Source organism: Aeromonas fluvialis (genome assembly GCF_000819885.1).
Lineage (GTDB): Bacteria > Pseudomonadota > Gammaproteobacteria > Enterobacterales > Aeromonadaceae > Aeromonas > Aeromonas fluvialis.
Genome location: NZ_CDBO01000008.1, coordinates 92,830 through 108,949 on the forward strand (window position 1 = coordinate 92,830; position 16,120 = coordinate 108,949).

Here is a 16,120-nt window from a genome sequence, read left to right on the forward strand (position 1 = left end):
CTGGCTTTTTTATTGTCCGCAATCAGCAGTCATGCAGACTCAAGCGTCGTGCTTGCAATCACCGTTGGCGCAGTGACCATAAAGGTAGAGGCTGTGGTTGGTCAGGCGAATGTTGTGCTTCTTGGCGATCTCGCGCTGGCGCTGTTCGATCACCTCGTCGGAGAACTCGATCACCTTGCCACAATCGAGGCAGACCAGGTGGTCGTGGTGCTCTTGAGTGGCCAGCTCGAATACCGACTTGCCACCTTCGAAGTGGTGACGGGTAACGATACCGGCATCATCAAACTGGTTGAGAACGCGATAGACGGTAGCGAGACCAATCTCTTCACCCAGGTCGATCAGTCTTTTATAGAGATCTTCGGCGCTGGTGTGCTGGCAATCCGGCTGTTGCAGGATCTCCAAGATTTTGACCCGGGGCAAGGTGATCTTGAGTCCGGCCTTTTTTAACGCTTGGTTGTTATCTGCCATATTCTACTTATTCGCATTCTCGAAGGTGGGGTTATTCTGATGGACTGCCGCAGGAATGGCAACCTTGAACTCGCTTGGCCTGTCATTATAGGTCGTTGCCTTCCTAAAAATAAACCCAGTAATTCAAGGGGTTTAGTCATAAATGACCGATTGGATTGAAATAATCAATCGTGTTGTCCGGCTTGCTGGCATGGCAGATGTTGATAAGATGTAACTCTCATATGTCTGGTCGGATGAGAACCATGGATTGGCTTTTTGACAATGCGGCCTGGGTGCGCCGCGCACTCAACGCCTGGCCACCCTTCTGGGGCGCTGGTATCAAGATAGAGACCCTGAGCGATGACTTTCGCTACTGCCGGGTGACGCTGAAATCCCGTTGGTGGAACAAGAATGCCAATCGGACCCAGTTCGGCGGCAGCATGTTTGCGATGACGGACCCCATCTATCCGCTGATGCTGATGGGTTACTTCAAGAATCGCTATTACGTCTGGGACAAGGCGGGCAGCATCAACTACATCAAACCGGGCAAAGGCAAGCTGGTAGCCGAGTTCAACCTGACCGAGGGCTCGCTGGCCGATATCGTGGCGGCGACGGCAGGGGGCAACAAGCACTTCCCCGAGTTCGAAGTGACGGTGCAGGACAAGAGCGGTGAGCTGGTGGCTCAGGTCAAACGCACCCTCTATGTGCGCGCCAAACCGGAGCACAGAAGCGGATAAACAACTGGATCGCAGATACAACAAAGGCCCCGACGGGGCCCTTGTTGTCAGAGAGATGAGGGGACGGGGATTACTCCAGCTCGCCCAGGCACATCTCTTCATGCAGCTGTTTGCACCAGCCCTTGACGCGCTCGGCAGTCAGCTCCGGCTGGCGATCTTCATCGATACCCAGACCGACAAAGTGCTTGTCATCCACCAGCGCCTTGGAGGCTTCGAACTCGTAGCCCGCGGTCGGCCAGTGACCGATGATGATGGCGCCCTTGGCTTCGACGATGTCGCGCAGGGTGCCCATGGCGTCGAGGAAGTACTCGGCGTAATCTTCCTGATCTCCGCAACCGAAGATGGCGACCAGCTTGTTGGTGAAGTCGATTTCGCCCAGATCGGGGAAGAAGTCGTCCCAGTCGGCCTGTGCTTCGCCGTAGTACCAGGTCGGAATGCCAAACATCAGCAGATCGAAGTTTTCGATGTCGGCCTTGCTGCTCTTGGCGATATCACGAACTTCAATCAGGTTTTTGCCCAGCTCTTTCTGGATCATCTTGGCGACAGCTTCGGTGTTACCGGTATCGCTGCCAAAAAACAGACCTACACTTGCCATAGTGTTTAGTTACCCGTATTTGGTGTTAATGCTCAACGCTCAGACTGCAATGTCCACGGCAAACGCGGACTCAATCTGTTGTTTCAGGATAGATTGGATCAGCTCGGCTCGGCTGATGTTCTGTTGCAACGCAAGTTGGTTCAGGCGCTCCAGCAACTCGGCCTCCACCTTTAACTCTACCCGCTTAAGACCGTTCTCCCGATCGCGCTTGAGCTGGTTGCGCTTGTTGATCTTGAGCTGAGTCTCGCGGGGGAGTGGGTTGGTCTTTGGCCTGCCGGGCCGCTTCTCACTTGCGAACAGATCCAGTGTTGTTCGATCAGTTTGCTGTTTGGCCATAAATCACAGATGAAAATAAGTTAGCCGAGGCCTGAGCCTTCCCAGCTCAGCTCGATCAGCCCCTTGGCGACAAAACCCGCGCAACCCAGAAACAGCACCAACCAGACGATAAAACGTCCGAAACGGGGCACATTGCCACGTTTGAGCACATCCTGAATGGCCAGACCAATCAAAATGAAAATGGCCACCAAGAATAACTTGAGGCCCAGACTTTCGATCAGGTCGATATGTTCACTTAGCATGGATTGCGCACACTCCTTATGACCGGCGCACTATATCACAAAGGATTTGAAACTGTTAACCGCCTGTCGACAGGAAATCCACAACCAGTTTGTTGAACAACATCGGTTTTTCCGCATGTAGCCAGTGGCCGGTGCCGGCAATCACCCGTACCTTTGTCGCCGGGAACTGGCTCAGTGTGGTCTCGCTATATTGCGGTTGCATATAGTCAGAATCCCCCCCCTTGATAAAGAGCACGGGCCCCTCGAAGCGGCGATCATCCTCTGGCCAACCCATGATATTGGCGTAGTTTTGCTCAAGCGCGGGCACATTGAAACGCCAACCCCAGCCAGCTTCGCCTTTGGCGAAGGATTTGAGCAGGAACTGGCGCACCCCGGCGATCTCGATATGTTCGGCCAGAATGCGCTCCGCATCGCTGCGGCTCTGGGGTCGAGTTGCCAGGGTTGCGTTGAGGCCGGCGAACACATTCCGGTGGCGGGAGTGGGGATAGGCGACCGGCGCCATATCGGCGACGGTCAGACGACTTACCCGCGTTGGCGCCAGCTTGGCGACCTGCATTGCGACTTTGCCACCCATGGAGTGGCCAATCAGGGTGGCATCGGCAATCTCCAGCCGATCCATCAGGGTCAGGATATCGACTGCCTGGGCGGGATAGCTCATCTCGCTGCTATGAAAGGAGGCGCCGTGGTTGCGCAGATCGACGCTGATGACACGGTACTGCTCGCTGAGGGGGCGGGCCAGCAGACCCAGGTTGTCGAGGCTGCCAAACAGGCCGTGGATCAGAATGACCGCCGGGCCCTGACCCTGCTCCTTGAAGTTCAATATGCTGTTTTGTTGCAAAATGACACCTTGTCGGTCATGGGTGCGTATCGCTGTTTTATTTAACGCACTGGAAAAAAAGGGTTTCGTTCAGCAGAGGAGGATTTTTTGTGGTTTTTTTTCTAAAAAATCCCGTCCGGATCGGCTATCAGTGCGGCCGATCACACACTTGGCCCGCTATTATGCCGTATTCTCGATGAGATTCATGTTCATCTGCCAGCCCCTTGCTTGGGCTGTCGGGTTTGCCTATGTATAATCGCCGCATCCGAATTTCGACGAGTCCAGCGCATCCCTATGAAAACCATCGAGCTTGATGACGATCTCTACTTCTATATCGCCAGCCAGACCCGGCACATTGGTGAGAGTGCCTCCGATATTCTGCGCCGTCTGCTGGAACAACCCGTCCGTCAGACCTCGCCGGTCGCAGCACAAGTGACGGCGGTTCCATCACCCACAGTGACCGACGCCATGGGGCTGCAAGCCCTGCTCGATTCCGGTGAGCTGCAAAAGGAAGAGAAGTCCATCAACCGCTTCATGCAGGTGCTCAGTAACCTCTACCGGGACGATCCGGCCGGGTTTACCCAGGCTACCGAAATAAAGGGGCGCAAGCGAGTCTATTTCTCGCGGGATCCCGAGGCTCTGCGCGCCAGTGGCAGCACCACCAAGCCCAAGCAGGTGCCGGATACGCCGTTCTGGGTGATCACCAACACCAACACTAGTCGTAAACAAAATATGGTGGCCTTGCTGATGCAAAGCATGGGCTACAACGACGAGGTGATTGCTCGGGTCTGCGGCGCGATTTGATTTAACGGTTTCATTAGACTAAGGCCTTGTCTGACAAGGCCGCCATAACGTAAGGAAAACGCCATGGCTCAGCATTCTCATGCCGGACAACCGGCCCGTTTAAGTGATCTCACCAACATTCCCCGTCTGGTCAGCGCCTACTATCTCAACAAGCCCGACATGAGCCGCCCCGAACAGCGGGTTGCCTTCGGTACCTCAGGCCACCGCGGCAGTGCCCTGCACAACGCCTTTACCGAATCCCACATTCTGGCGGTGACCCAAGCACTGGTGGAGTATCGCCAGCAGGCCGGCATCACGGGTCCGCTGTTTGTCGGCATGGATACCCACGCCCTGTCCGAATCCGCCTTTGCCAGCGCCGTCGAAGTGCTGGCCGCTAACGGTGTTGAAACCCGCATTCAGGCTGGCCTCGGTTTTACCCCGACCCCTGTCATCTCTCACGCCATCCTGCGCTACAACGCGAGTAAACCCGCTGCCCGCGCAGACGGTGTGGTGATCACCCCCTCTCACAACCCGCCGGAAGATGGGGGGTTCAAGTACAACCCACCCCACGGTGGCCCCGCCGAAGGGGAGATCACCAAGTGGGTGGAAGACCGGGCCAACGCCATTCTGGAAGCAGGTCTGGCTGGCGTGAAGCGGATGCCGTTTGCCGAGGCGCTCAAGAGCCCGTTCGTGGTTGAGCACGACTATGTCACCCCTTACGTGGATGATCTGAAGAACGTGCTGGACATGGATGCCATCAAGAACGCGGGCATCAAGATCGGTGTCGATCCGCTGGGCGGATCCGGCGTCGCCTATTGGGACGTCATCGCCAAGACCTATGGCCTGAATATCGAGGTGGTGAACTACAAGGTCGACCCGACCTTCTCCTTCATGACCCTGGATAAAGACGGCAAGATCCGGATGGACTGCTCCAGCCCGTTCGCCATGGCGAGCCTGATTGCCCTTAAAGACAAGTTCGACATCGCCCTTGGCAACGACCCCGACTACGACCGTCACGGCATCGTCACCAAGTCTGGCCTGATGAACCCGAACCACTATCTGGCGGTGGCGATCCAGTATCTGTTTACCCATCGCACCGGCTGGTCTGCCGATGCGGCTGTCGGCAAGACCCTGGTCTCCTCTTCCATGATCGACCGGGTGGCCGGCGAGATTGGCCGCACCCTGAAAGAGGTGCCGGTCGGCTTCAAGTGGTTCGTGGATGGTCTCTACAGCGGCGAGTTCGGTTTTGGTGGCGAGGAGAGCGCGGGCGCCTCCTTCCTGCGCAAGGACGGCACCGTCTGGACCACCGATAAGGATGGTTTCATCCTGGCGCTGCTGGCGGCGGAAATTCTGGCGGTGACCGGCAAGGATCCGCAGGCCCACTACGACGCGTTGGAAGCCAAGTTTGGCCGCTCCAGCTACCGTCGTATCGACGCCCCGGCCAACAGTGCCCAGAAAGCGGTGCTCTCCAAGCTGGATCCGGCACTGGTTGAAGCGTCCATGCTGGCGGGTGAACCTATTCTGGCCAAGCTGACCAGTGCACCGGGTAATAACGCTGCCATCGGTGGCCTCAAGGTGGTGACCGAGAACGGCTGGTTCGCGGCGCGCCCCTCCGGCACTGAGGCCATCTACAAGATCTATATGGAGAGCTTCAAAGGAGAAGCGCATCTGGATCAGATCCAGCAAGAGGCCCAGCAGATCGTCTCTGCGGCACTGGCCAAAGCGGGTGTCTGATTTCAGGATCCAGCGGCCGTGAATAAATAAAGTATTTGGTATGAAAAAGGAGCCGTTCAGGCTCCTTTTTGTTTGCAGGCTTTTATCTGCTCATTGCTACTTTTCAGCGCGCCGCCTTCACCGCCAGACCCAGCTGCCACACAGCCATGGCGTAGTGGGTGCTGTGGTTGTAGCGGGTGATGGTGTAGAAGTTGGGCAGACCGTACCAGTATTGGTAGCCGGTGCCCACATCGAGGCGCAGCAGGCTCGACTCGCTGTGGTTGCCAAGGCTGCTGGTGGGAGTGAGCCCTGCACGGCGCAGGGTGGCCACCGGGTAGCGGGTCTGGAAGCCATGCTCGTAGCCGGGCAGCTGGCCCTGACCGCGCACCGCCACCGGTTGGCCTTTCTCCCAGCCGTGGGCCTTGAAGTAGTTGGCGACGCTGCCAATGGCATCCACCGGATCCCACAGGTTGGTGTGGCCGTTGCCGTCAAAGTCCACCGCATAGCGCTGGAAGCTGGAGGGCATAAACTGGCCATAGCCCATGGCGCCCGCATAGGAGCCCTTGGGTTCGGCAGGATCCATCCCCTCGTCGCGGGTCATCACCAGGAAGGCTTCCAATTCGCTGGTGAAGAACTCGGCCCGGCGCGGATAATCAAATGCCAGGGTGGCCAGTGCATCCAGAATGCGGGTCTTGCCCATCACCCGGCCCCAGCGGGTCTCGACCCCGATAATACCGACGATGATCTCCGGCGGCACCCCGTAGATCTGCTCCGCCCGGTTCAGCTCGCTTGCGTATTCACGCCAGAAGTTGACGCCGTTTTGCACGTTGTCGGGGGTGATGAACTTGGCGCGATAGCGGTTCCAGGCACCGGTCGGGCCGGTGGGCTTGGCGGTGGTCGGCGCCTGGGCATCCATCAGGCGGATGATCCAGTCATAACGCTCTGCCTGTGCCAGCACCTGATGCAGCTGGGCGTTGTCAAAACCGTGCTTCTCGACCATTTTCTGGACGAATCTGTCCACGTTTGGGCGATTGGCGAAGTCCCCTTTGCTAACCCCTTGTGTATAAACGGGTTTACTCGATGGCGCCTGATTGATAAAGGCGCTCTTGGGTTGGGGGACGACCACGGGCTTTGGTGTTGGGGCGCTGCTGCAGCCACCGAGCAGGGGGAATAACGACAGAGTGAGAAGAGAGGCAAGGCGACGCATAGGGTTCTCAAAGAGACTGATAAAAGTGTCGTCATGGTAAAACATTGCCATCCCCGTGCAAGTGTTCCGTGCGCCTTGTTTGCCGCCAATTCATCGTGCGATGGATTAGCCCTCCGGTGAGGGCTGTGCTGTTTATGGCTGGGGAGGACGTAGCGTGTGGTAGCCGCTCCAGAGTCGGGTCAGGGTGGTGATGGCGCAGAGCAGGGCAAAGCCGTAGGCGAGCGGGGCGAAGGCGGCGGGCCACAGGCACATCAGCACAAAGAGGGCGATGGTCTCACTCCCCTCGGTGAGGCCGCCCAGATAGTAGAGGGACTTGTGGTGATAGACCGGATTGTCGATCCCCCGCTTGCCCGCCATGATGGCAAACGCCAGAAAGCTCGATCCTGTGCCCATAAAGGCAAACAGCAGGGTGGCGGCGGGCAGCGCATTGGCGGGGGCGGCGAGGGCAAAGCCCAGCACCACGGCGGCGTAGAAAATAAAGTCCAGCGTGATATCGAGAAAGCCGCCGCAGTCGGTGATGCCGGTCTCCCGCGCCACGGCGCCATCGAGCCCGTCCAGCAGCCGGTTGAGCAGGATGGCCGCGAGTGCCCACTGATAGCAGCCAAAGGCCAGCAGCGGCAGCGCCAGCATGCCGATGGCAAAGCCGGTGAGGCTCACCTGATTGGCACTGATCCCGGCGCGGCAGAGCGGTTTGGCAAGCTGGGTGAGAGGGCTGCGGATCACGGGGATCAGGTGGCGGTCAAACAAGGTGAACTCCTCGGTTAAAAACAGGATTCGGTGAGATTGAGTATGGTGCCCGGTGCATCCTCTTCGTCGTGGGTCACCAGAATAGCGGGGATGGCCAGCGCCTTGATCTGCGCGAATACCAGCGCGCGAAAGGCGGCCCGCAGCGGCTTGTCGAGGCGGGAGAAGGGCTCGTCCAGCAGCAGGGCATCGGGTTCGGCCAACAGGGCCCGCAGCAGACTGACCCGCGCCCGCTGACCCCCTGACAGCAGCTGCGGCAGCTTGTCAGCCTGATCCGCCAGCGCGACCTGCGCCAATGCAGTCAGCGCCTTTTCCCGCCGCACGTTTTTCCCCTTGATGGTCGCAGGCATGGCGAACATCAGGTTCTCCGCCACCGTCAGATGGTCGAACAGCAGATCATCCTGAAACAGCATGCCGATGCGCCGCGTCTGGGGTGGCAGATGAGTGAGCTGACGTTCGCCGAGGGTGACTTCCCCCTCCAGCCGGATCGGACCGATTGCGGGCAGTATCCCCGCCAGCGCCGCCAGCAGCGAGCTTTTGCCACAGCCGCTGGGCCCCATCAGGGTCAATACCTCGCCGGGCGCCACCTGCAGGGCGGGGAGCGAGAGCAGCAGATTTTCATCGAGATAAAGTCGAAGAGGCGTGGTGCTCAGCATATGGCTATTTCCATCATGAGAGTTCATCGTGAGCCGCCCCCTTTGAGCGCCGGATTGATCCGCGCCGGCAGCCAGAGCGCCAGCAGATAGATAACGAGCGGCAACAAGAGTTGCAGCAGGCCGTAGAGCCCGGCCAGCCGTCGGTTGAGACCGCTACCGATGGCCACCGCTTCTGTGGTGATGGTGACCACCCTGCCTGCGCCAAACAGCAGGGTTGGCAGATATTGGGCCAGGCTCACCGCCGCCCCGACGCCGAAGGCAAACAGCAGCGGGCGCGCCAGCAGCGGCGCTTTGACCTGCCACCAGGCGCGCCATGGCGTCGCCCCCAGCAGCAGGGCGCTCTGGGTGATCCGCGGGTCGAACTGGCGATAGGGGCCGTGCAGGCAGAGATAGACGTAGGGGAAGACAAACAGCAGCTGGCTCCAGAGCACCCAGCCCCAGCCAATGCCGCTGCTTATCGCGTTATGTGCAAGCCAGTCCAGCCCGAGCCGGATGCCAAACAGCAGGCTGGCCTGCGGCAGCAACAGTGGCAGGCAGATAAGCCAGAGCGGCCAGGGGCGGCGCCCGGCTTGCACCTCCAGACTCAGCACCGCCATCACCAGTGCCAGCAAGCCGCTCGCCAGTGCCAGCAGTGCGCTGGTTGTCAGCAGCGGCAGCAGGGTGGGCAGCAGATCCAGCCAGTAGTGGCCGCTCCACTGGCTGGGCCAGAGGGCGGGAAAGGGCCAGCGGCGCGCCAGCGACCAGAGCAGCAGCGCCGCCAGCACCGCCAGATTGAGGGTGATCAGAGTGAATGCAGAGCCTGCTGCGAGCCGGTTGGCAAAGGGATCGGGCGCAGCCCGTTTGCCATCGAGCCAGCAGCCTTTGCCAACCTCTTTATGAAGCCACTCCAGTAATCTGAGCAGGGTGATAAGCAGCGCCGTGATGGCGAGCAGCAGCAGGGCACCGCTGGCGGTGGCACCGCGCCAGAGCAGATCCGGGTCCTGATACCAGAGCCACAACCTTACCGCCAGCGGGGCGGGGGCATCGGGCCCTAGCAGTTGGGCGAGATCCACCACCGCCACCCCGTAGGCCGCCACCGCATAGATGGGCAGGCGCAGGGCTGGCCAGAGCGCTGGCAGCAGCAGGCGCCACCAGATCTGGGGGGCGCTGAAGCCGAAGCTCGCCCCCAGCCACTGCTGGCGTGCCAGCTGGGTGGGTTGCTGTGCGGCCATCGCCATCAGCAGCAGAAAGGGGGTCTCTTTGAAAACGAGCAGTGCAATCAGCCCGAGCCCCCAAGGATCCCGAATGGTCTGCCAATCGGGGGGGAGATCAAACCCGGTCAGAACTGGCGAGACGAGCCGCATCAGCCAGCCGGAGGGGGCCAGCAGAAAGGCAAAACCGATGGCAAAGGCGACGTGGGGCATGGCCAGCATCGGCGAGAGCAGACGACGGAGCAGCCCGAAAGCCCGGCTGTCGCTGTGGGCCAGCAGCAGTGCGGTCAACAGCAGACTACCGAGGGTCGAGGCGGCGCCAATCCACAGGCTCAGCGCAGCGGAGTGCCAGAGGCCAGGCTGGTCCAGCAGCAAGGCGAGATGAGAGGCGCTCATCCCCTCCGCCAGCAATTGCCATAGCCCCGCCAACAGAGGGATGACGAAGAGCGCCAGATAAATGACCGCCACCCCCATATTCATACTGGGGTGGCGTGTCAACCGGCACCAAGGTCGGGCATGGGCAAGCGGGTGACCAGCAGCACTCATCAGTGGCCGTAACGTTCGGCCCAGGCCGCTTCCAGTTTGAGCTGCCAGCTGGGGTGAGGCTCGGCCACCGCCTTGAAGCGCAGTGCCGGTTGCCCCTTGGCGGCGTCAGGCAGGGTATCGGCCCGCAGCACGCTAGTATCACCCCAGAACGCCGGATTGGCCTTTCGTGCCTGCGCCGCCGGGCTCAGCAGGAAGTTGGCCACCACCTTGGCCCCCGCACGGGCGTTGGCATTGAAGGGGATGGCGAGAAAGTGGCTGTTGGTGAGCGCGCCCTTTTCCATGGCGACCGCTTCCACGCTGGGGGGCAGGGCGCCAATCTGGGCCGCGCTTTGTGCCTCCTGCGGGTTGAAGCTGATGGCCATCGCCAGCTCGCCATCATCGAGCAGTTGGCGGGTCTCGGCGGCGCTGGCTGGGAACAGCTTGCCCTTGCGCCAGAGTGCCGGATGCAGTTCATCGAGCCAGGCCCAGAGCGGGGCGGTGAGCTGGGCAAAGTCGCTCTCGGTCGCCTCCCGATAGAGGGGCGCGGGGGTTGGCGTCAACTCCAGCAAGATCTGCTTGAGAAAGCTGGAGCCATGAAACTGGGGCGGTTTGGGATAGGTGAAGCGGCCGGGATGGGTCTTGGCCCACGCAAGCAGGGCCGCTGCCGAGGTGGGCGCTCTGGTGACCTCTTCGGTATCGACCATCAGATTGAGCTGGCCGATGCCCCAGGGGGCTTCCAGTCCCTCTATCGGCAGGGTGAAGTCCTCACTCACCGGCAGGGTGCTGTCGACCAGCGCCATGTTGGGTAGCTCAGCGGTAAAGGGGGCGCCAAGCAGCCCCTGCTCCTTGAGCGCCTTGAAGTTCTCGCCGTTGACCCAGAGCAGATCGATGGGGCCGCCAGTGCGCTTGCCCGCCTGCTTGTTGGCCAGCAGCTGGCTGACGCTCTGGGCGATGTCATCCACCTTCACCTGCACCAGCTTGACCTGATAGTCGCGCACGATCTCCTGCCCGGCCCACACCAGATAGGCGTTGATCTCCGGGCTGCCGCCCCAGGCGTTGAAATAGACCGTCTGCCCTTTTGCCTCCTCAAGGGTCTGTTGCCAGCTGTCATCGGTATTTGCTAACAGCGGGCCGCTGGCCAGCAGGGGCAGGGCGCACAGCAGGGCGTTGAGCCGCTGTTTGAGCCGAGAGTTACGGTGTGAGTTGAGGCGTGAGTTGAGCAGTGAGAATGGCGTGAGCATAAACGTTTCCCTGGTTGTCAGGCGCCACGGCGCCAGCGGTGATAACGGGCCAGCAGGGCCAGCACCCGGGTGGGCTGGTGGGCCCGTTTCCATTCACCTGCCACATATTTGTTCCCCTCCATCAGGGTGGGGTAGGCATGAATGGTGCCGAGGATCTTGCCAAGGCCGAGGCGGTGGCGCATGGCGAGCACGAACTCGGCGATCCGTTCACCGGCGTGAGTGCCCACTATGGTGGCGCCAAGGATAGTATCTTTACCCGGCACGGTCAGCACCTCGACAAAACCGTGGCGCTCGCCATCGGCGATGGCGCGATCCAGCTCGGCCAGCTCGAAGCGGGTCGCCTCGAAGGGAGTCCCCTGCCCCTCGGCCTCCTTGCGATTGAGGCCGACCCGGGCAATTTCCGGTGTGGTGTAGGTGGCCGCCGGAATGACCCGATAGTCGGCCCGAAAGCGCTTGAACTGGCCAAACAGGGCATTGACCGCCGCATACCAGGCCTGATGAGCGGCGAAGTGGGTGAACTGGTAAGGGCCCGCTACGTCTCCTACCGCCAGTATGCTGGGGAAGTTGGTTGCAAGGAAGCCATCTACCGCTATGGTGCCGCGGTGGGCAAGCTCGACCCCCAGCGCTTCGAGCCCGAAGCCGCTGACGTTGGCGACCCGACCCAGTGCCAGCAGCAGCTGATCCCCTTCCACCACCTGCGTCTCATCGCCCCGGCGCAGTTGCAGCCGGATGGGGAGTTCCCCCTCGGCTGCGGGCAGATAGTCGGCTCGTTCGGCGCGCCAGCCGGTGAGTAGCCGCACGCCATCGCGGATCATCTGCTCGGCCAGCGCGTCGGCTACCTCGCTATCTTCGCGGGGCAGCAGTTGCTCCGAGAGTTCCACCAACGTAACGGGAATGCCGAGCAGGGCGAAGCTCTGGGCCAGCTCGCAGCCGATGGGGCCACCGCCCAGCACCAACAGGCGGCGCGGCGGGGTGCGCAACTGCCAAACGCTATCCGAGGTGAGGTAAGGCACCTGATCCAGCCCCGGCAGCTTGGGCACCAGCGGCCGGGCGCCGGTAGCGATGACGATATGACGGCTGGCGAGGCGCTGGCCATTGACTTCCACCTCCCAGGGGGAGACCAGCCGCGCCTCCCCTTCGATGCACTCCACCCCAAGCCCTTCATAGCGCGCCACCGAATCGTGGGGCTCGACCTCCTTGATCACCTCAGCCACCCGCTCCATCACGGCGGCAAAATCGGCGCAGGAGTGGCTTGGACTAAAGCCCAGACTTTCGGCTTTGCGCTGCTCTGCGGCAAAGCGGGCGCTTCGGATCAATGCCTTGGAGGGGACGCAGCCGCTGTTGAGGCAATCGCCCCCCATCTTGTGCTTCTCGATGAGCGCTACCTTGGCCTTCACCGCCGCGGCAATATAGCTGGTGACCAGCCCACCGGCACCCGCACCGATCACCAGCAGGTTGTAGTCATAGCGAGCGGGTTTGCGGTAGGGGGCGTGCAGGCGCCGCTGGGCGAGGTGTGCGGTCAATTTCTTGACCAGCCAAGGCATCAGCCCCAGCAGGGTCAACGCCACCATCAGGCCGGGGGAGAGGATATTGCCGGTGCTGGTTAACTGGCCAAGCTCGCTGCCCGCCAGCACATAGACGAAGGTGCCGGGCAGCATGCCAAGCTGGCTCACCCAGTAGTAGGTGCTGACTCTGATGGGGGTGAGCCCCATCAGCAGGTTGACCAGAAAGAAGGGGAAGACGGGGATGAGGCGCAGGCTCAGCAGATAGAAGGCCCCCTCCTTCGCCATGCCGGACTGAAAGGTGGCCAGCTTGTCGCCAAAGCGGGCCGTGACCCAGTCGCGCAGCAGAAAACGGGCGCTGAGAAAGGCCAGGGTCGCGCCTATGGTGCTGGCAAAGGAGACCAGCAGCAGCCCCCAGGCGACGCCGAAGACCGCGCTGCCACCCAGGGTGAGCAGGCTGGCGCCGGGCAGGGAGAGGGCAGTGCTCAGCACATAGATAAGCACGAACAGCAGGCTGGCCGAGACAAAGTGGCTGTCGACCCATTGCGCCACTGCCGTCTGCTGGGCCTGCAAGGCGTCCAGAGTGAGGTAACGGCCAAGATCGAGGGCAAAAAAGGTGCCGATAAGGCTCCCCATCACCAGCGCAAGCAGCAGGCGGGTCCGGTTCATCAGGCGTCCTTGCTGTCTGGTTGGGTGGGGCGTTCCGGTTGTACCGGCAGTTGGCAGAAGCCCTGCGGGGCGATATCGAGGGCGGCGTTGAACTTGGCTGACATGTTCTGGAAGGCGATAAGGCCGGTCAGCTCCACCATGGCATCGTCGTCGAACCAGGGCTTGAGGCGGGCCGCCTGTTCATCGCTCACCCCATCCAGCCCGGTCATCGCTTCGGTGTAGTCGAGCACCGCTTTTTCCCGCTCATCGAACAAGGGGCTTTCGCGCCAGTTGGCCAGCGCCTCCACCTTGTCGCTGGAGCCAGCCCGTTTGATCAGGGTCATGGCGTTGATGTCGACGCAGAAGCGGCACCAGTTGAGCTGGGAGACCCGCACCGTCACCAGAGAGCGCAGTACGGAGTCTATGGGGGAGCGCTTGCGGTTGATGACGCCGTAGAGGGTGGCGACGGCGGCAAAGAGGCGCGGCGAGCGGCCCCAGCACTTGCCCGGAATAAGCACCTGACCATAGTTGCGCTTTTGCAGCCAGAAAAAGGGACGGATAAACCAGGCATATTCCCGGTCTGGTTTGACCTCAACGCGCATCAGTTACCTTCCTGTCGTTCCATATTTACTGTTTCATTTTGGGTTTGTAGGCCTGGCCGAGGCGCTCGTTCAGGCGCGCCAGGAAATCCTCGATCCGTGCCCGGTTGGTGCCCAAGTCGCTGCGCCCCTGACGGGAGGCTGAACGCATATCGATGCGGGTCTCGTTGGGGCCAGCAAAGACCCGCAACGCCACATCATCCTGAAAACCGAACCAGCCGGTAGTGGCCACTGCATCCAGACCATCCGGGCTCGGTCGCACCTGCCAGCCCAGCTCTTGCATCAGTTCGCTGGCTTCAATGACCACTTCGGCAGGGGAGGCTTTAGTAAAGAGAGGACCGGGATTTCTTTCAAATGCTTTCAGCGGGGCGCTATTCATTGGCAGATCCTGCGCGGTTCTGAGCTCTGCCGCCCAGCGCAACAGGGGGGGATGATAGGGATCGGTGCTCACATCGTTGATCAGCGGCATGCGCAGCGCCTGCACGACAAAGGTCAGCGGCAGCAGCAGTGGCAAGGCGCCAAGGCCGCTGGCCAGCCGGTTGTGGCTCCAGGGCAGACGCACCAGCAAGATAAGGGAGACAAGCGCTCCGATGAGACAGATCGCAAAGCCGATCCACCAGGGCCAGAGATGAAGGCGGCTGCCAAGCGCGCCAGCAAACGGGAGTAACCAGGCCAGCAGGGGCCACAAGCAAGAGCGGGGCATAGCACGGGATCCTCGTCGAATGTGGACAATGCCGAGAAGGATAAACTTAATTGCCTGATAACGTTAGTAAATTAATGCGAATTTGGCGTGGTTTCGGCCAGTTTTGCGAGGGGGGATGCAGAGGTGGTGAAGCCCGCCTGATGGGCGCTTCACCGAGAAAATGGTCAGTTGCGATGGGGTGGCTTATGTTAATTGCGATAGAGCACTTTGATCAGGTGAAAGCCGAACTTGGTGCGCACCGGCCCCAGCACCTTGAGCAGTTCGCCCTTGAATACCGCATCGTCAAACGCTTTTACCATATCTCCCTTGGAAAACTCTCCCAAATCGCCAAAACGCTTGCCTGAGGGGCAGGTGGAGAAGCGCTTGGCCATCTGGCCGAAGTCGGCTCCCTTTTCGATCTTCTCCTTGATCTCCAGACACTGTTTTTCGGTCTTGACCAGAATGTGCTGGGCACAGGCTTTTTTCATCGGGGCGCTCCTGGGTGTGATGGCGACACATCGTGTTGACAAATGGGGGCGCAAGCGTACCCCAATTTGCCCCCGGCGTCAGCCCTCACCGCCCGCCATTTACCGGCACTCGTCAGCCCTATTATTGGCGAGCGCGAGAGGCCAGCACGGCGCGGGGGCGAGCTTGCCAGATGATCTCCAGCCCGAGCAGGGCGTAGAGGCACCAGATGGCCAGTGGATTGAGCCACTCCCCTCCCAGTTTCAGGGTCATCAGGGCGCAACCTGCCAGCAGCAAGGTGATCCCCGGCAGCCGCCAGTGGGCGGGCAGGGGGGCCAGCATCGCCATCGCCAGCAGAATACCGAGGCCAAACGGCAGGTTCAGGGCGGTAAAGGCCAGTGCCTGTTGGCCACTCATGCCGGTCAGCAGGGCCAGCAGGGCGCTGCAACAGGCGAGAAAGGTAATGAACTCGAGACGATCGGCAATATAGTCAGCCATCTGTTCGCTACGTGCATGCATGATGTGTCTCCTTCAGTTGATGGTTCAAGTGTGAGGGAGGGGCGTCTGCAAAGGCAGCGGGATAATTCGATTGCGCTGAACGAGCAATTCTTAATCACCCGTACGGTGGGCGTTGGCGCGTGCCGGGCTGGTTAAACGGTGAGGGTGGGGCGATGCCGACAAACTCTGTCGTGGTGGGTGTCTGGTGGTAAAGAGAGGGGGAGAGGTGACAAATGGTGCCTGATGGCGGGGTGAACCTTATGCAGGGCAGGTCAATTCGCTTCCATCGGGAAAGCGGGGCGTCGCAATTGTCGTCAAAATGTGTGATTTGTGGTCAACCGCTTAAAAAATATGACGAATTTGCAAATGGTGCCGCGCTGTCGCTGGCCGATGCCTATGTTAGGATAAGGTTCGCTATTTATCTGGCGCGCATTGTTAAGTCACGGCCATGTACCCTATGACGTGCTGCGCCGCTTTAGCAAATGCCCCGTAA

General features: G+C 60.6%; 18 protein-coding genes. 3 read left to right on the plus strand and 15 right to left on the minus strand.

Annotation, left to right across the window (positions count from 1 at the left end):
• Positions 1–39 precede the first annotated feature (39 nt).
• Positions 40–468 carry a ferric iron uptake transcriptional regulator gene (gene fur / locus BN1125_RS01440; RefSeq protein ID WP_042010140.1) on the minus strand — a complete coding sequence of 143 codons (429 nt, stop codon included), beginning with the start codon at positions 466–468 and terminating at the stop codon, positions 40–42.
• Between the two features lie 242 nt (positions 469–710).
• Between fur and BN1125_RS01445 the strand changes: the two genes are divergently transcribed.
• Positions 711–1,184: a DUF4442 domain-containing protein gene (locus BN1125_RS01445; RefSeq protein ID WP_042010142.1), complete on the plus strand. Its 474-nt coding sequence runs from the start codon at positions 711–713 to the stop codon at positions 1,182–1,184.
• Between the two features lie 70 nt (positions 1,185–1,254).
• On the opposite strand, the gene fldA is transcribed toward BN1125_RS01445, so the two are convergent.
• From fldA to BN1125_RS01465, 4 genes are read right to left on the minus strand one after another with little or no spacing between them, the layout of a single operon-like run.
• Complete coding sequence (gene fldA / locus BN1125_RS01450) at positions 1,255–1,779, minus strand: flavodoxin FldA (RefSeq protein ID WP_033113451.1); 525 nt, start codon at positions 1,777–1,779, stop codon at positions 1,255–1,257.
• A gap of 39 nt (positions 1,780–1,818) precedes the next feature.
• On the minus strand, positions 1,819–2,115 hold the full coding sequence (gene ybfE / locus BN1125_RS01455; RefSeq protein ID WP_042010145.1) for a LexA regulated protein: 297 nt from the start codon (positions 2,113–2,115) through the stop codon (positions 1,819–1,821).
• A gap of 20 nt (positions 2,116–2,135) precedes the next feature.
• On the minus strand, positions 2,136–2,357 hold the full coding sequence (locus BN1125_RS01460) for a DUF2788 domain-containing protein (RefSeq protein ID WP_042010148.1): 222 nt from the start codon (positions 2,355–2,357) through the stop codon (positions 2,136–2,138).
• A gap of 55 nt (positions 2,358–2,412) precedes the next feature.
• Positions 2,413–3,177, minus strand: a complete 765-nt coding sequence (locus tag BN1125_RS01465) for an alpha/beta fold hydrolase (RefSeq protein WP_042010176.1) — start codon at positions 3,175–3,177, stop codon at positions 2,413–2,415.
• 291 nt (positions 3,178–3,468) lie between these two features.
• On the opposite strand from BN1125_RS01465, the gene seqA reads away from it, so the two are divergent.
• Complete coding sequence (seqA, locus tag BN1125_RS01470) at positions 3,469–3,978, plus strand: replication initiation negative regulator SeqA (protein ID WP_042010149.1); 510 nt, start codon at positions 3,469–3,471, stop codon at positions 3,976–3,978.
• A 63-nt stretch (positions 3,979–4,041) separates the two neighbouring features.
• Entirely contained in the window at positions 4,042–5,691 is a 1,650-nt protein-coding gene (gene pgm / locus BN1125_RS01475; RefSeq protein WP_042010151.1) for a phosphoglucomutase (alpha-D-glucose-1,6-bisphosphate-dependent), read from the plus strand.
• Between the two features lie 103 nt (positions 5,692–5,794).
• Here pgm and mltB read toward each other — a convergent pair whose 3' ends face one another.
• From mltB to BN1125_RS01525, 10 genes are all read right to left on the minus strand, one after another.
• Positions 5,795–6,877, minus strand: a complete 1,083-nt coding sequence (gene mltB, locus BN1125_RS01480) for a lytic murein transglycosylase B (RefSeq protein WP_042010178.1) — start codon at positions 6,875–6,877, stop codon at positions 5,795–5,797.
• Between the two features lie 132 nt (positions 6,878–7,009).
• Positions 7,010–7,624 (minus strand): CDP-alcohol phosphatidyltransferase family protein, encoded by a 615-nt coding sequence (locus tag BN1125_RS01485; RefSeq protein WP_042010154.1) that lies wholly within the window; start codon positions 7,622–7,624, stop codon positions 7,010–7,012.
• Between the two features lie 14 nt (positions 7,625–7,638).
• A complete protein-coding gene (locus BN1125_RS01490) occupies positions 7,639–8,277 on the minus strand; it encodes an ATP-binding cassette domain-containing protein (protein ID WP_042010156.1) in 639 nt (212 codons plus the stop codon).
• 23 nt (positions 8,278–8,300) lie between these two features.
• Complete coding sequence (locus BN1125_RS01495; RefSeq protein WP_156993013.1) at positions 8,301–9,935, minus strand: ABC transporter permease; 1,635 nt, start codon at positions 9,933–9,935, stop codon at positions 8,301–8,303.
• A gap of 77 nt (positions 9,936–10,012) precedes the next feature.
• On the minus strand, positions 10,013–11,233 hold the full coding sequence (locus BN1125_RS01500; protein WP_244268446.1) for an ABC transporter substrate-binding protein: 1,221 nt from the start codon (positions 11,231–11,233) through the stop codon (positions 10,013–10,015).
• A 17-nt stretch (positions 11,234–11,250) separates the two neighbouring features.
• The gene (locus BN1125_RS01505) at positions 11,251–13,404 is read right to left on the minus strand and encodes an FAD-dependent oxidoreductase (RefSeq protein ID WP_042010160.1); all 2,154 of its coding nucleotides are present in this window, start codon (positions 13,402–13,404) and stop codon (positions 11,251–11,253) included.
• Positions 13,404–13,985, minus strand: a complete 582-nt coding sequence (locus tag BN1125_RS01510) for a carboxymuconolactone decarboxylase family protein (protein ID WP_042010163.1) — start codon at positions 13,983–13,985, stop codon at positions 13,404–13,406. Before BN1125_RS01510 ends, BN1125_RS01505 begins: the two co-directional genes overlap by 1 nt.
• 25 nt (positions 13,986–14,010) lie before the next feature.
• Complete coding sequence (locus BN1125_RS01515; protein ID WP_042010165.1) at positions 14,011–14,685, minus strand: DUF1499 domain-containing protein; 675 nt, start codon at positions 14,683–14,685, stop codon at positions 14,011–14,013.
• 188 nt (positions 14,686–14,873) lie between these two features.
• Positions 14,874–15,152, minus strand: coding sequence for a peptidylprolyl isomerase (locus BN1125_RS01520; protein WP_040066119.1), 279 nt, complete (start codon positions 15,150–15,152; stop codon positions 14,874–14,876).
• A gap of 121 nt (positions 15,153–15,273) precedes the next feature.
• Positions 15,274–15,648, minus strand: a complete 375-nt coding sequence (locus BN1125_RS01525) for a hypothetical protein (protein ID WP_042010168.1) — start codon at positions 15,646–15,648, stop codon at positions 15,274–15,276.
• Between the last annotated feature and the right edge of the window lie 472 nt (positions 15,649–16,120).

Excerpts from the sequence above, each read along its gene's own strand:
- fur (WP_042010140.1), bottom strand. The coding sequence starts at position 468 with ATGGCAGATAACAACCAAGCGTTAAAAAAGGCCGGACTCAAGATCACC.
- BN1125_RS01445 (WP_042010142.1), top strand. The coding sequence starts at position 711 with ATGGATTGGCTTTTTGACAATGCGGCCTGGGTGCGCCGCGCACTCAAC.
- fldA (WP_033113451.1), bottom strand. The coding sequence starts at position 1,779 with ATGGCAAGTGTAGGTCTGTTTTTTGGCAGCGATACCGGTAACACCGAA.
- ybfE (WP_042010145.1), bottom strand. The coding sequence starts at position 2,115 with ATGGCCAAACAGCAAACTGATCGAACAACACTGGATCTGTTCGCAAGT.
- BN1125_RS01460 (WP_042010148.1), bottom strand. The coding sequence starts at position 2,357 with ATGCTAAGTGAACATATCGACCTGATCGAAAGTCTGGGCCTCAAGTTA.
- seqA (WP_042010149.1), top strand. The coding sequence starts at position 3,469 with ATGAAAACCATCGAGCTTGATGACGATCTCTACTTCTATATCGCCAGC.
- pgm (WP_042010151.1), top strand. The coding sequence starts at position 4,042 with ATGGCTCAGCATTCTCATGCCGGACAACCGGCCCGTTTAAGTGATCTC.
- mltB (WP_042010178.1), bottom strand. The coding sequence starts at position 6,877 with ATGCGTCGCCTTGCCTCTCTTCTCACTCTGTCGTTATTCCCCCTGCTC.
- BN1125_RS01490 (WP_042010156.1), bottom strand. The coding sequence starts at position 8,277 with ATGCTGAGCACCACGCCTCTTCGACTTTATCTCGATGAAAATCTGCTG.
- BN1125_RS01500 (WP_244268446.1), bottom strand. The coding sequence starts at position 11,233 with ATGCTCACGCCATTCTCACTGCTCAACTCACGCCTCAACTCACACCGT.
- BN1125_RS01505 (WP_042010160.1), bottom strand. The coding sequence starts at position 13,404 with ATGAACCGGACCCGCCTGCTGCTTGCGCTGGTGATGGGGAGCCTTATC.
- BN1125_RS01510 (WP_042010163.1), bottom strand. The coding sequence starts at position 13,985 with ATGCGCGTTGAGGTCAAACCAGACCGGGAATATGCCTGGTTTATCCGT.
- BN1125_RS01515 (WP_042010165.1), bottom strand. The coding sequence starts at position 14,685 with ATGCCCCGCTCTTGCTTGTGGCCCCTGCTGGCCTGGTTACTCCCGTTT.
- BN1125_RS01520 (WP_040066119.1), bottom strand. The coding sequence starts at position 15,152 with ATGAAAAAAGCCTGTGCCCAGCACATTCTGGTCAAGACCGAAAAACAG.
- BN1125_RS01525 (WP_042010168.1), bottom strand. The coding sequence starts at position 15,648 with ATGCATGCACGTAGCGAACAGATGGCTGACTATATTGCCGATCGTCTC.